Origin of the sequence: Gloeocapsopsis crepidinum LEGE 06123 (assembly GCF_015207655.1) — a bacterium.
Taxonomy (GTDB): domain Bacteria; phylum Cyanobacteriota; class Cyanobacteriia; order Cyanobacteriales; family Chroococcidiopsidaceae; genus Gloeocapsopsis; species Gloeocapsopsis crepidinum.
The window spans coordinates 22,401-36,954 of the sequence record NZ_JADEWN010000041.1; the positions used below are offsets into that span (position 1 = coordinate 22,401).

The 14,554-nt window shown below is 43.0% G+C and carries 14 protein-coding genes and 1 pseudogene; 12 read left to right on the plus strand and 3 right to left on the minus strand.

What is annotated here, in order from left to right:
- Positions 1-406 precede the first annotated feature (406 nt).
- From cysE to IQ230_RS16205, 9 genes and pseudogenes are all read left to right on the plus strand, one after another.
- Positions 407-1,105, plus strand: a complete 699-nt coding sequence (gene cysE / locus IQ230_RS16165) for a serine O-acetyltransferase (RefSeq protein WP_193933104.1) — start codon at positions 407-409, stop codon at positions 1,103-1,105.
- 205 nt (positions 1,106-1,310) lie between these two features.
- Positions 1,311-1,565: an Asr1405/Asl0597 family protein gene (locus IQ230_RS16170; RefSeq protein ID WP_193933106.1), complete on the plus strand. Its 255-nt coding sequence runs from the start codon at positions 1,311-1,313 to the stop codon at positions 1,563-1,565.
- 51 nt (positions 1,566-1,616) lie between these two features.
- Positions 1,617-2,180: a DNA starvation/stress protection protein DpsA gene (gene dpsA, locus IQ230_RS16175; protein WP_193933108.1), complete on the plus strand. Its 564-nt coding sequence runs from the start codon at positions 1,617-1,619 to the stop codon at positions 2,178-2,180.
- 85 nt (positions 2,181-2,265) lie between these two features.
- Positions 2,266-2,502: a DUF2949 domain-containing protein gene (locus tag IQ230_RS16180; protein WP_193933110.1), complete on the plus strand. Its 237-nt coding sequence runs from the start codon at positions 2,266-2,268 to the stop codon at positions 2,500-2,502.
- Between the two features lie 273 nt (positions 2,503-2,775).
- Positions 2,776-3,891 carry a homocitrate synthase gene (gene nifV, locus IQ230_RS16185; RefSeq protein WP_193933147.1) on the plus strand — a complete coding sequence of 372 codons (1,116 nt, stop codon included), beginning with the start codon at positions 2,776-2,778 and terminating at the stop codon, positions 3,889-3,891.
- Between the two features lie 62 nt (positions 3,892-3,953).
- Positions 3,954-4,220 carry a nitrogen fixation protein NifZ gene (locus IQ230_RS16190; protein WP_193933112.1) on the plus strand — a complete coding sequence of 89 codons (267 nt, stop codon included), beginning with the start codon at positions 3,954-3,956 and terminating at the stop codon, positions 4,218-4,220.
- Complete coding sequence (nifT, locus tag IQ230_RS16195; RefSeq protein ID WP_193933114.1) at positions 4,217-4,420, plus strand: putative nitrogen fixation protein NifT; 204 nt, start codon at positions 4,217-4,219, stop codon at positions 4,418-4,420. Before IQ230_RS16190 ends, nifT begins: the two co-directional genes overlap by 4 nt.
- A gap of 211 nt (positions 4,421-4,631) precedes the next feature.
- Positions 4,632-4,778, plus strand: a pseudogene (locus tag IQ230_RS28095) (IS1/IS1595 family N-terminal zinc-binding domain-containing protein); the annotation flags it as partial.
- A 118-nt stretch (positions 4,779-4,896) separates the two neighbouring features.
- A complete protein-coding gene (locus IQ230_RS16205; RefSeq protein WP_193933118.1) occupies positions 4,897-5,130 on the plus strand; it encodes a hypothetical protein in 234 nt (77 codons plus the stop codon).
- A gap of 114 nt (positions 5,131-5,244) precedes the next feature.
- On the opposite strand, the gene IQ230_RS27420 is transcribed toward IQ230_RS16205, so the two are convergent.
- Positions 5,245-6,183, minus strand: a complete 939-nt coding sequence (locus IQ230_RS27420) for a ParB/RepB/Spo0J family partition protein (RefSeq protein ID WP_193933120.1) — start codon at positions 6,181-6,183, stop codon at positions 5,245-5,247.
- Positions 6,180-6,935, minus strand: a complete 756-nt coding sequence (locus IQ230_RS16215) for a ParA family protein (protein WP_193933122.1) — start codon at positions 6,933-6,935, stop codon at positions 6,180-6,182. Before IQ230_RS16215 ends, IQ230_RS27420 begins: the two co-directional genes overlap by 4 nt.
- Positions 6,936-7,342: 407 nt before the next feature.
- Between IQ230_RS16215 and IQ230_RS27425 the strand changes: the two genes are divergently transcribed.
- Entirely contained in the window at positions 7,343-7,477 is a 135-nt protein-coding gene (locus IQ230_RS27425) for a hypothetical protein (RefSeq protein ID WP_265576222.1), read from the plus strand.
- A gap of 2 nt (positions 7,478-7,479) precedes the next feature.
- Here the strand turns inward: IQ230_RS27425 and IQ230_RS16220 are convergent, their stop codons facing one another.
- Complete coding sequence (locus IQ230_RS16220) at positions 7,480-8,802, minus strand: hypothetical protein (protein WP_193933124.1); 1,323 nt, start codon at positions 8,800-8,802, stop codon at positions 7,480-7,482.
- A gap of 31 nt (positions 8,803-8,833) precedes the next feature.
- Between IQ230_RS16220 and IQ230_RS16225 the strand changes: the two genes are divergently transcribed.
- The gene (locus IQ230_RS16225) at positions 8,834-9,103 is read left to right on the plus strand and encodes a hypothetical protein (protein ID WP_193933126.1); all 270 of its coding nucleotides are present in this window, start codon (positions 8,834-8,836) and stop codon (positions 9,101-9,103) included.
- A gap of 652 nt (positions 9,104-9,755) precedes the next feature.
- Positions 9,756-14,552: a translocation/assembly module TamB domain-containing protein gene (locus tag IQ230_RS16230; protein ID WP_193933127.1), complete on the plus strand. Its 4,797-nt coding sequence runs from the start codon at positions 9,756-9,758 to the stop codon at positions 14,550-14,552.
- The last annotated feature ends 2 nt before the right edge of the window (positions 14,553-14,554 follow it).

Genomic DNA, 14,554 nt, shown 5'->3' on the forward strand with positions numbered 1-14,554 from the left:
AGTCCGCCTGCGCGGGCTAGGAAAAATAAACAATAAACTGTACTTTGATATACAGAAAGTTTTTCAATAAAATTGCTATGTGAGTGCAAATGAGTACAGATTAATATAGCTAAAAAATTATGATAAAAATACTTGAAATTCCTTACAGAATAAAGGTTAAGGCTTGAGTACATAAATACTCACTCCTTTTTTGATAAATGCTAGTACCCTGAGTTGAAAAATACTAGTACCCCATCCTGAAAAAAGATTTTTTCAAGTTGTCAATCGCAATTAATATCGTGGTTTAGAAGAATTGAGTACACATTTAATCAATTCAATAAATCCAACCACTATTGGCTGTATGAGTGTCGTTAGAGTTGCCTGATATAAGCAGATAGTAGTACACGGATTTAGCCCACCGACTCCGATGCAACACTCTAACTCCTTTACTGCACAAAAGACTGTCAATCAAAACTGTTTACCATTTTTGCAACCACTATTGGCAGATTTTCAGATTATCTTTGAACGCGATCCAGCAGCCCGTAATTGGTTAGAGGTATTTTGTTGTTATCCTGGGTTTCATGCGATCGCACTACATCGTTTTGCACACTGGTTGCATTGTCGTGAAGTTGCGTTCATTCCCCGCTTGATTTCTCATCTAGGGCGATTTTTAACAGGAGTGGAAATTCATCCAGGGGCGCAGATTGGTAAAGGTATATTTATCGATCACGGTATGGGTGTTGTGATTGGTGAAACTGCGATCGTCGGAGATTACGCGCTGATTTATCAAGGTGTTACCCTTGGCGGAACAGGAAAAGAAAGTGGTAAACGCCATCCTACCTTAGGTAAAAACGTTGTTGTCGGTGCGGGTGCGAAAGTCTTAGGTAATATTCAAATTGGCGATCGCGTTCGTATTGGTGCAGGTTCAATTATCTTACGTGATGTCCCCGCCGATTGTACTGCTGTAGGAGTTCCTGGGCGCAATATTTGCCATAAAGGAGTACGCGACTGTCCTTTAGATCACGGAAAACTCCCTGATGTAGAAGCAAAAATCATTCGTTCCTTAATTGAACGCATCGAGAAACTCGAACAACAATTGCAACTACAAAATTTAGAAAGTAATTAGCTGTTCCTAAATCTTCACTTATCAAAATCAAAAACTATCTAATCTAGATTTGATATTTATAACTTACGCAAAAACTCTCTATATTTCTTCGTGTCCTTTATGTCCTTTGTGATTCGTTTTTCATAATTTGTTCCAAACCATTCAACTTACTGCTATTTCTTTAACACTTAATAATTGACAAAAACTTTCAAAAGGATTTTGACTTATGTTTCACCATACTAGTTCCAAAATTAAGACTCAAATTGTTGAGATACCTGTAAGCGATCGCTGGCGAATTCATCACCGCTTACAAGAGTTGATGATTCCCTCATGGTGTCCTGCGGATGGTTCTTTAGTGGTTGAAATTGATAGTGCGATCGCCGCGATTCTCGTGCGCAGTACCGTACAGCAATTTGTTGCTACTCGTCAAGAATTACTCACTTGGTTAGAACGCTGTTGGACATCGGAGGTTATTTCTTAATCAGTCATTAACAGCGATTAGCTTGATACCCAAATGAAAAGGAGAAAAATAATGACACAAGCAACTGTACTACGTAATTTTGGGGAAGTATTAGATAATCCCATCGGTTTAGGACAAGAAGTCACTGTTCCCGTTTGTGAAGGATTGAACATTGTCCTAGCGAGTTTTCAAGCACTTTATTTGCAATATCAAAAGCATCACTTTGTTGTTGAAGGTGCAGAATTTTATATGTTGCACCAGTATTTCAACGAAAGCTACGAACAAGTTCTAGAACACGTTCATGATATTGGCGAACGCTTAGATGGATTAGGTGGCGTTCCTGTTGCTAGCTTTAGTAAACTTGCAGAATTATGTTGTTTTACACCAGAAGCAGACGGAGTTTTTTCGTGTCGCCAAATGGTAGAAAACGATTTGCAAGCTGAACAAGCAGCAGTTGATTTAATTCGACGTCAAGCATCTCAAGCAGAAAGTTTAGGCGATCGCGCTACTCGTTATTTGTACGAGCAGATTTTATTAAAGGCTGAAGAACGTGCATTTCATCTATCTCATTTTTTAGCAGAAGATAGCCTAACTTCGGCTTTTGTTCCATCTTTTAATAGCAAAGGTAATGCATAGTTTAATTAATTTTTTTGATGTTTACTCGATATGAACAATCGGTGAATCATGAATAATTCATAGTAAGGGAGTTCAAGGAATTGAAATGGTAAAACGTTGTAATGACACAGAATTTATCAACTTTTTACAGACTGAATTAGCCATCTCACCTACAAGTATAGGTGTCATGCTGCGACATCGCGAGTCAGATTCTGCTCCCTTACCTATGATTCTTTGGCAATATGGGCTAGTCTCCTTAGACCAACTCACACAAATTTTTGATTGGCTAGAAAATAAAGCTCAAGTTAGTATCTGTTCGTGGGTAATAGAAATGGAAATTTGATAGTTATACAGCAGATAAACACATCCTTATTTAGTTAAATGTAGTTTAAAAAAAATAGGAGATGATCGTGGTTACAGTATTAATTGCAGGAATTAGTTTAATAGTTGTTCCAATAATTGTTAATGTCTATTTTGCTTATTTTTTGCTAAGAGCAAAGAGATGAAATTAGTATATAGCGTTGCTATCTGTACAAACAGCTTGTCAAGCTATGAGTAGTCCTTTGAAACAGACTTGCTTACGAAAAACTTGAGTGGGATAAGAGGTGTTGTGGATATGAGCGAGATTGTGATTAACGACACTACACTAAGAGATGGAGAACAAGCGGCAGGTGTTGCATTTAGTATTGAAGAAAAAGTTGCGATCGCTAAATTTCTAAACGCAATTGGTGTAGATGAATTAGAAGTTGGTATCCCCGCAATGGGTGAAGTGGAAACTCGCGCGATCGCCGCAATTTCTGTCCTAAATTTGCAAGCTCAACTTTTAGGCTGGAATCGTGCAAAAATCTCGGATATTCAAGCTTCAATTGCTTGTGGTTTGCAACGAGTACATATATCAGTTCCCGTTTCTGGTATTCAAATAGATGCCAAGTATCACGGCCAATGGCGCGTAATGTTACAAAAACTCAAAGATGCCATTAGTTTCTCGTGCGATCGGGGTCTTTGGGTAGCAGTCGGTGGTGAAGATTCTTCTAGAGCCGATGAAAACTTTCTTGTAGATGTCGCGCTTTATGCTCAAGAGTGGGGCGCATCAAGGTTTCGATTTTGTGACACGATTGGCATTCTTGACCCTTTTACAACTTACACCAAAGTTAAACAGTTGATAATGTATCTAACGATTCCTGTAGAAATGCACACGCACAATGACTTTGGTTTAGCAACCGCAAATGCTTTAGCAGGGTTGCAAGCTGGTGCTTTATCAGTGAATACCACCGTTAATGGATTGGGAGAAAGAGCAGGTAACGCCGCTTTAGAAGAAGTGGTGATGGCACTCAAGCGTCTGCATGGAATTGATTTAGAAATTGACACAACGCGGTTGTTAGAACTATCGCGACTGGTAGCCGCTGCATCCGGTTGCAAAGTTCCACCTTGGAAGGCGATCGTTGGTGAAAATACTTTTGCGCATGAGTCTGGTATTCACGCACATGGTGTTCTACAAAACCCCGTGACTTACGAACCGTTTGCACCGGAAGAAGTCGGTTGGGAAAGGCGCTTAGTTGCGGGTAAGCACTCAGGGAAACACTTAGTAGCTAATCTTTTACAGCAACAAGGTATTAGTGTCAACATTGATGAAACTCAATCGCTTTTAGATGCAGTGCGGCAACAATCGCTGCAAAACAAACGCAGCCTCGATATGCAAGAACTGTTGAGTTTATACCATTGCACTAAATAATCTCTCCTGAAGCCTCTCTGCTTTCTATGAAGACAAACCTTTAAGTAAAACGATAGGATTCTATGCAATTGGATGAATTAGAACTCGATTTACCTCCAGTGTTTGAAATTGGTACAAAAGTCAGAACGTGCAAACTGATCCGCAACGATGGCACATATCCTGGGCAAGAAATTGGTGCAACTCTCGCCAAGAAAGGAGAAATTGGCTATGTCATCAGTATTGGCACATTTTTGCAAAATTCCTATATCTACGCAGTGCACTTTATCGAAAAAGGTTTCATTGTCGGTTGTCGCAAAAAAGAGCTAGAAGCTGTTGAGGAAATCAAATGAAAGTCATGCTACGTCAAAATGCTACTGGACATTTAGTTGCTTATGTTGCCAAAAAAGATCTTGAAGAAGAAGTTGTGCACCAAGTTGATAGCGATCAAGGTAAGATTTTTACTTTAGCAAACGGTTGGGAATTAGCAATTCCATATTTACCTGAACCCTTGCGATTACCGCAAACAATTGAAGCTAAAAGACTGTCTTAAAGGAAGTAGAAAATCTGAGTGATGATTGGCGCGATCGTATATTGGCATTTCATATACAAGAAAAATTTTTAGGTCTTCTCATCAATAAAGATGGTCAAAATATCTACAACTAGCAGTTGAAACTGGCAACCTTAGCATTAAATTAGCGGTAGTAAAACAAAACATGGTGGGTTAGGTAAAGTGGAGAAAACTCCTCTGTTGAGCAAGACCGATGGAATATCGGCCGTGCGGTCATCCCAGTAATCACAAACATGGCAAAGCCCCGAACGGGAACCAACGGTATTTCTGTCCCGCGTGCCAGCAAACGTTCAGTGAACGCTTTGACACCTTGTATTACCATCGCCACGTCACGCCCGAATAGATTCAGCAAGTGCTTCAGCCGCACGAATCAAGCGATTGTTTATGTGTTATTGGGAAACTTTTCGAGGATAGTTTATACTGCTAATGCCTAACTTGGTTCAGCCCAAGCCAAAACTGTGAAAAGGTATGAATTGCCTTATGCGCAATGCCGACCCAATCCGGAGACATTAACAGAACTCGCGTGTCCTGTCTGTGGTGCTTTATTGGAGCGCTACAGCTATACGAAAGAAGAGAAAGTTAAGTTAATGCTACGATGTTCGATTGCAGAAAATCGACGAGGCAAGTGCAAGGAAGTTGCGTTTTTTGAGGGACGAGATGGCTTTTGGTCGCCCAAGTTTGGGGAACTGTGATTAAATTTAGCCTTTAAAACTAAGTAGAGCGGTATCAAAATTTCATAGCTTGACAAGGAACTTTATGCTTTAAGATACTATTTTGTGTCAAATCTTCTAGAGAAGCAACAAATTTCAATCTTGAGAAAAAAGCTTTTCTAACTCAGCTAATAGCTTCTCTATTTGCTTCTGTTTTTTAGGATTTTCCCAAATTTTTGATTTTTTAGCAAGGCGATAGGTTACATCCATACGGTTTTTGAGTGATGACGATTGACTGCGATCGCTCTGATTTGTACTGCAATCTATTATTTGAGCAACTCTTTGTTTGATTTGAGTTAGGGAGAGGTTCTCTGCGATCGCTGACTCTAGCAATGCCTGACGCTGCCCTAAATCGTTAACTTTAGCAATCGCTCTAGCCTTAGTATAGGCAATCTGCCCCAGACGTAGGGCAGCTAAAACTTCATCCGGTAAAGTCAGCAACGGTAAGCGATTGGTACGAAAGCTTTCTGGCGTGAATTTTCCTACTGTGTTGAAAACCTCTTGCACCAACTGCCAGTCTTTGCTGTGGATAACGTTATCCACAGAATTACGTTTGGGGTGAGCAGCTTGATTGAGCAAAGCGATCGCCGACTCAGACGTTGTGTTTAGTTTTAACGCTATGAGTTGTAGGATGCCTTCTGTTTCTTCAATCGGGTTTAAATCTTCGCGTTGTAAGTTCTCCAGCAGGGCAAGCTGCAATGCATCATTATCTGTCAGCTCCCGAATAACTACAGGCACTTCTTCTAGACCAGCTGATACAGCAGCTCGATAGCGCCTTTCTCCAGCTACTAGTTCATACTTATCGTCTAAGAGCGGACGTACCAATATTGGTTGGAGAATCCCATGCTGCCTGATTGACTCCACCAACTCCTGCATAGCCATAGGATCAAAGTAACGACGGGGTTGCTGCTGGGGCAGAGCAATTTGGGAAAGTGGGAGAATTTCTGCTGCAACTTCCGCTAGGGGTAGTTCTCCAAACAGAGCATCGACTCCTTTTATCTGATAGGGCTGAGAGCGGTGTTTTCTGACACTCATGACATCACCTCTAAGTTTTGGGCAATTTGATTGAGGAGACTAACTGCTGGATGTTTAGCGTTGTAGAGGGCAAGCGGTATGTGTTCTTGTGAAGCATCCGCAAAGGCAACTGACCGAGGAATGGTTGGATAAATTTTCCCGATTTGGGATAAATGCTCTTGAATTGACTGTAAACTCATTTCGCCTTGTACAGTCCGAGAATCATGCATTGTTGGAATTACGCCAGCAATTTTTAGCTTGCGATTGGCGCGAGACCGCACGCGACCAATTGTATTTAGCAAAAGTTCTGTTCCTTTTAGGGCTTTGTACTGCGTCTGAATGGGAATCAAGACATGAGTTGAAGCTACTAGGCTGATATAGCTAAGAATACCGAGGGAGGGGGGACAGTCTATCAAAATGAAATCGTATTGTTTCAGAATCGGCTTGAGCGCTTCTTTGAGGCGTACATCCCGCATATCTGCCACTACCAATTCTAGTTCTGCCCCACTCAAGTTAATGTTGGCAGGAGCCAAATCCATCTTGTGAATGTTCTTATAGATTGGTAGCTGTTCGCCAATAACAATCGCTTCATACACTGTGTTGTCTAGTTCTGATGGCTCCAAGCCCATAAATACGGTCAGCGATGCCTGTGGGTCCATATCGACGAGCAAGACTCGCTGCTGCCGTTGAGCCAAATGGTAGCCCAGATTCATGGAGAGCGTACTTTTACCTACTCCCCCTGATTGATTAAACAGCGTAATTACCCTACTCATTGACTTCAGTATCAAGTTTGGTTTGACAAAAGCATAACCCAACTCAGTTATGCAATATCTTTTTGAGTATAAGTTAGCTTAGCAACTGAGAAAACTGGAAACTCCCTCTAACGGTAGGAGCAAAGAGTCATTAAACTTCCTATAAATCAGTTTAGGTGACTGAAGAAGCTTAAGCGTGACAAGCAGGCTAGAGAGTAGACTGAATCAACTTCATAGTTCTCAAACCTTGCTGGAAATAAGGTAGACGATCAGATTATAGTTACGTCGCCAATAAGCTGCTAGATTAAACTTGCCAAAGCCTTGTTGTTTCGTGACGAAGTACCCCAAAGTTAGAGGCACAATTAAGCGATCGCCGTTTAAGTGTATGTAGAGAGAATGGCATCAGTCGAGAGGTTTTACTCGAAGCCTTGTTTCAACATTACGAATCTGACCCAGATGCATGGGAAGCAATATTAAAGGAAGCCAAACGAAAAGGCGAACATAGACAACATACTGCAAATTACAAGCGCGTTCAATCGATGATGCAACGATTTGAGAAATAGATTTACTTCAATGTACTCAACTGGAGTGTATATGCACCTAATTGACCAGGCACGCTTTTCCATCGCCCTTGTTTAGCACCATTCCAGAGGATTTTGCCAACTTGCGCTTTAGCTTTAGTCAAAGCCTTACCTTCGATTTCCCCATATAATGCTCGTGCCACTGTTTCAGGAGTCAAAACCTCGCCAACATTTTCTTCTACTACTGTTGCAACTGCAGCAGTGAAACTCATATTTTGATAGCGCGCTAATAGTTGCTCGTTCGATTTGTTTGTCTGCTTTTGTTTGCGAGATTGAGTATCCTGATTTTCCGAGTTTGATTCAATGAGTTTTAGACTAATTGTGTAGCAACCAGGAGAATCTGGGACTTTCTCCCAGAGTCCTTTTTCTACTCCCTTGCGCAGAGTATCATTCATTCTCAACCTTTCTGCTTTGAGGTCTTCTGGCTCAACCTCTCCATGCACAGCACGAATGATGTAGTCTAGGTGCAAGATACTTCCTTCATTTTCCTGCAAGAGTTGTTCAACTGCTTCAGATTTACTCAAGTGCTGATATTGTGGCAGCAGTGGTGTTTTCAGGAATTGTGATGGCGCTTTGTGCAACTTTGGAGAAGGCAATTGCTGGGGATACTCGAAGAAAGTTGAATACTCTGTATCTGGTAATTGAATAGGTAAGTCAGATTCCGACTGCTGTTGTTCGTCTTGCTTGCGATTGAAAGCCGAGCCAACCACCTCTTTTTGAAGAAAATTTGCAGCAACCGATTGTTCTGACTTATCTTGAGATGCAGATTGTTCTGACTGTTCCGGTGCTTGCTGTGACGGTTGCTGTTCATTCTCATGGAGCAATTGGGTTAATGCTTCATCAACTAATATCGGCGAGGTTTGCCCGCTGCTCCTTGATAGATCAAGATGCTTCGGCTCGACAGTTGAAGATAGCTCCGTGCTGGCGGGTTCCCCATTTAGGTGAGTGTCCGGTGCTGATTGGCAAGTAATCTGAAGATCGTTGTGCTGTAAGATGAGTTGGTCTGCAAGGAGTGCGTTAATATGCGCAATCTGCTCTTTAGCACTTTGGGCTTTTGACTGTTGTTGCGCGTGTCGTGTTTGGTAGTGCGCTCGGAGTTGAAGTAGACTCTCCGCAAACTGCTGCTGTTCGACTAACTGATCCACTAACAAAGCATGAATGCGATCGAGTTGTTCAGTTGCATGCGAAATCGCACTGGCGCATTCCTGCACAATTGTTTGATAGCGATCGCGCAGTTCAATGAGGCTATGAATGAAGTGTTGGTTTTGAAGCATTGTTCGCTCTTGAGCGTGGAGTGTCGCTAGCATAATATGTACAGCAGTGTGATATTTCTAGGTTATGCCATCTAAGAGAGTTCATGTTCGAGAATACACAGTAAGGGCACACGAGCGGGTGATTCATACGCGCGTGTACAAGTTCATCTGCAAGCAGTGTAACAAAGATGTGCAACGTGAAACGTATGATCCGCTTCCGCTGTACTGCGTTCACGAAGTGTCGCCCTTGGCGAATCGCTGCCAACCAAACGCAACTCAAAGTAGAGCAGCTAAAACAAAGAAGAAGCCAAGACCTGTGTTAGTTAAGCAATCGAAGCGGTGTCGTGCTAGTTAATCTAGCAGATGTTTGCTAATATCGCTAAGGACACCTCTGTACCAAAAGCACCATACCAATTAGCACCAGATTTATCACTATCCAAAAACAGTTCTACTGTAAATAAGTATAAATTCAAGCAGAATCATTAGAGTTAATCAGCCTGTCAAGAAGTTAACAGAACAACCTCAGCTACAGCCAATACTCACCTCAACGAAGAGAACCTCTGCGTGGCACTAAATTAACATTAGGAAATGTCGCTCAATAGTTTTGAATAATAAACTATTTTCTACTATTTAACTAAAGTTTTTCTATAAAATTTGCATTTGATATTCAACAATTGTAACCAACTTACTGAAGGATGTACGGTTACTCACTTCACTCCATTGTTTAGTTTGTTAAGTGGTCGAAAAGTAAAGAGCCAGAGTGTATTGGATAGAGATCTACAAAAGGCAACTTGTTTCATTAAGTCTGCAATCACTATCTTGCTTAATGCTGATTTATCTTCCCCAAGTTTTCCACGATTTAGATTTATTTTCACAGTATAAGTCTATTAAAGCGTGTAGCACAAAGTCACTTTGCTTGTTCGATCGATGCTAATACAGTAACGCTCTCAGCCAACGAATAAAGCGAAGTTGATACAGGCGCTATGGATGTGAAATAAGAGTATAAAATGACCCACTTCGGCGATCGCCCACCAGAACCAGATTCTAATCAGCGTTTGTGGTTGATACTCAGCCGTAGCAGTATTGCTATAGGAGCATTTCTACTTTTAGCAATTGTGGGAGGCGTGTCGTGGGGATGGATCTTTATCAACCAAAGGTTAGTACCGCTAGTTGAAAGTAATTTAGAGCAGATATTTGGAAGACCTGTAGATATAGGGTTAGTAGAGAGATTTTCACTCAATAGCCTGCGATTTAGCTCCGCATCGCTCCCAGCGACTCCTACCGATCCAGATCGGCTGACAGCAGATGCGGTAGAAGTTCATTTCGATCTTTTGCCATTGCTATTCGACCGGAGACTGGAATTAAATGTTACGTTAGTTCAACCAGATATATACATCGAACAAGCGAAAAATGGACAGTGGGTTGAAACCCAAATCAAAACTCCACAAGGTGGTGTTGGTTTCATCCAAACCGAGTTAGAAACGATTCGAGTACAAGATGCCGATATTGTATTAGTGCCAAAGCCCGAACCAGGTAGGTCTAAAGGTGCAGTGGCGATCGCAGACGTTAGTGGAGTCGCCCGCTTCTTAGAACAAAATCAGCGAATTAAGTTCGAGCTAACTGGTCAACCGAACACAGGAGGCAAACTTACGATCGCTGGAGAAACTCGCCCTACGGCATTACAACAAATAACTCTTAATATCCAAGCACAAAATTTACTTGCAACCGAGATTAGTCGATTGATAGATTTACCCATCAACCTACAAGCAGGTCGAGTCGATGGGGACTTAAGAGTGCAGTTACAACCCGAAGGACAACCATCGATCGCTGGGACGGCTAGCCTGAGTAACGTCACTGCCAAGATTGAAAACGTTCCTAATCTATTTACTAATACCCAAGGGAAACTGTTATTTCAGCAGGATCGGACGATCGCCCTAAAGAATGTGACAACGCGCTATGGCAAAATTCCGGTTCAAATCGGCGGGACGCTAAATACTCAAAAAGGTTATAACCTCTCAGGTCAGGTAAAAGCAGTTAGCATTAATAATCTGCTCAACACGCTAAATGTCAGGTCTCCCGTGCCAACGACGGGAACTGTCACAGCAGATATTCAGTTACAAGGCGCGATCGCTAACCCAATCTTGAGCGGAACTATCAGTACGATTAACACTGCCCAGATCGACCGCATTCCATTTAAAGATATTAACAGTCGCTTTCGGTTGACAACAGCAGGAGCATCACCAGAAATTACCTTTGCCAATATTCAAGCAACCCCAACTCTCGGTGGGCAAATAACAGGTAAGGGTCAAATTCAGCTAGGAACTCAACCCAAAGTAGCATTTAATTTCCAGGGACAAAATGTACCAGGAAATGCTGTAGCCAAGCTTTACGGTACTTCTTCCCCAATTGAGATTGGTGATGTCTCAGCTACAGCCCAGATTTCTGGTTCTCCTGGCAATATCCGTACCGTAACCCAAGTACAAGCACCTGAAGCTACATACCCTGGTACAGCAGAAGTCGTCGTTACCAACAAGGGAAATACACTAATCCGAAATGCTGTCTTCCAGGTTGCAGGCGGTACGGTGACAGCAAACGGTCAAATTTACAGAAATCGCCAATTCCAAGCAGTTGTTAACGCCAGTGGAGTGCAACTCAACTCTTTTTCTCCTCAGTTACGGGGACAATTGAGTGCCAATAACCTGCGCGTGTCTGGAAATTCGTTTGAGCTATCAGATATTCAAGCCCAAGGACAAGTGCGCTTTTCTCAAGGTTTAGCTGTCATCGAGCAACCCTTAACAGCTCAAGTTAGATGGAATGGAGATCAAATCATCGTTCAAAAAGCAACTACACCAGGGCTTAATGCGAGTGGAACCGTTGCCGTGCGCTTACCAGAACAGGCAGCACCCGAAATTGCTGGGTTCAACTTAGACGTGCAGGCGCGAGATTATGACTTGCAAGACCTCGGTTTGAATCTACCTGGTAACGTGGCGCTAGCAGGGCAAGCGGATTTTACAGGAAAAGTTACAGGTACTCCTGATGCCCCTAATGCAGTAGGAAAACTTGGTTTGCAAAACTTGAGAGTCAACGGTTTAGCCTTCGATCCGGTATTAACTGGTAGATTAAATTATCAGGCTGGGCAACGGACTCAACTAGAAGTCAGCGGTCAAGAAGATAGAATTGCTGTTACCTTGAATGAGAATAATCGGCCGATTTCATTCTTTGTCCGACGCGATCAAGCGTTAGCAACTGGTACAACTCAAGGCGAAAACTTAATTGTCAATGTCCAAGACTTTCCTGTAGCTGTGCTGCAAAACGTGATTCCAAGCGTTCGCTTGCGGAATTTAGGCACAATTGCTGGAGATCTATCTGGCAAGTTAGTCATCGACTTAGCCCAGAATATAACCGACTCTACAGTAGTGGCAGATTTGGAAATTGCTCGACCGAGAGTAGGTCGGTTGGCAGCTAATGTATTTCGCGGGCGCATCCGTTTTGATGCTGGTGCTTTCTCTTTAACTGAGGGAGAATTGCTGCAAGGCGAAAGTCGCATTTCCTTGAGTGGAGATTTACAACCAGGAGACGATAGACAATTTCAATTCCAAATTGATTTTGACCAAGCCAGAATTGAAAATGTTTTGCAGGCATTGAGCATCTTTGGTTTTGCAGACTTTGCAGAAGGATTGTTACCTGAAGATATACCTGGAGTAGAGGTATTACAAACGGTACCTGTAGGTTTACCAGAAAGATCTTTGCTCACTCAACTGCGACGGTTCTCAGAAATTGAAGCTTTGCTTGCACAACAGCGCCAACAACGGGAAGCAGCGCCGCTACCAACGCTAGCAGAATTAGACGGTACGCTCAGCGGTAGAATTGCGGTGAACGGTGCATTACCTCCAGGAACGCAACCAGCATTTAACGTTAGCTTCGATCTTTTCGGTCAAGACTGGGTATGGGGCAATTACACAATTGACGAAGTTATTGCCCAAGGAACTTACGATAATGGTGTCTTGACGCTGCTACCGCTACGAGTTGACTTCGGTGAAGGACTCATCGCCTTGACAGGAACGTTAACTCAGGAGCAACTATTGGGACAGGTACGAGTTGAAGCGCTGCCAGTATCGCTCATCGAACCTTTTCTCCCTCCACAATTTCCCATCCAGGTGGCAGGTAATTTGAATGCCCTCGTTACTCTCGCAGGTAGTTTAGAAAATCCCACAGCTATAGGAGAAGTGGCGCTAGTTGAGGGAAGTGTAAATCAGCAACCAATTGACAATGCCCAATTGAGTTTTAGCTACAACGACGCACGGTTGAATTTTGGCAGTACAGTATTAGTAGCACAGACGCAGCCAGTAGAAATTATAGGCAGTATTCCTGTAGCGTTGCCCTTTGCTTCGGTTCAGCCTGACAATAACCAAATTAGCATTCAAGCCAACGTGCAAGATGAAGGTTTGGCGCTGTTAAATTTATTGACTGACCAAGTTGCTTGGATTGATGGTCAAGGACAAATAAACGTTGCAGTACAAGGAACTTTAGACCAACCTGTAGTAACGGGGACAGCAGTCGTAAATGATGCCACTTTACAGGCTGAAGCTTTGCCCGAACCGCTAACAGATGTAACGGGGACGGTAGAGTTTAACGGCGATCGCATTATCATTCCAGGCATCACAGGGCAATACAATACAGGCGAAGTACGAGCCGAGGGAACTATCCCCATTTTTGCCTCCCAAGCAGCACGACAGCTAGCAACAAATAATCCTCTTACGGTATCCTTTAACGATCTAGATGTAGAGCTTGAAGGACGCTATCAAGGCGGAGTCAGCGGCAATATCGTCATTACTGGCACAGCCTTATCTCCTGATATTGGTGGCAAGATTCGGTTGGCAAATGGTCAGATATCCTTGGGAACCGGAGACACTCCTTCTGCCGCAGCAGGCAGTACAGCCAGCAATACTACAGATGAATCTCCAATAGAACTTGCCAATTTGCAGTTGATTCTCGGCAACGATGTGCAAATTGTCCGCCAACCCCTACTCAACTTTGAGGCAGAAGGCGATCTTACCATCAACGGTACTTTAACGAATCCTCGTCCTCAAGGAGTCGTGCGTCTAGTAGAGGGACAAGTCAACTTATTTACAACTCAGTTTACCTTAGCGCGGGGTGAAGAACAGACAGCACGCTTCACGCCAAAGGGAGGACTGAACCCTATTCTGGATGTAACCTTGGTAGCAATTATACCGGAGACAACAGGCATTCAGCAGGTTCCAACTTCCTCCCTATCAGGCGAGATCCGCGACATTCCCGCAACGAGCTTCAACACTTTCCGCACCGTACGCGTGCAAGCAGCAGTACAAGGACCAGCCAGCGAGTTAGCACAAAATTTGGAACTGACCAGCGATCCAAATCGCAGCGAAGCTGAGATCGTCGCGCTATTAGGCGGCTCCTTTATTAATACCTTGGGTAGAGGAGATCCTGCTTTAGGACTTGCCACAATAGCAGGCTCTACGCTGTTGAATAATTTACAAGGAACTATTACCCAATTAGGAGAGGCGATCGGTATTGATCAATTACGCCTGTTCCCTACTATCGTGACTGACCCAACAGAAAACGTTTCAGTACTGGGTTTAGCAATCGAGGCAGACTTTATCATTACTGATGATTTTTCTGTTTCCTTATCGCGGGTATTTGCTGCTGATGATAGCCTGCGATACAACTTGATTTACCGTCTCAACGACCAATTTTTGATGCGTGCCTCTACCAATTTGAGTGGTGAGAGTCGGCTGCTTGTGGAATATGACGCAAGATTTTAGGG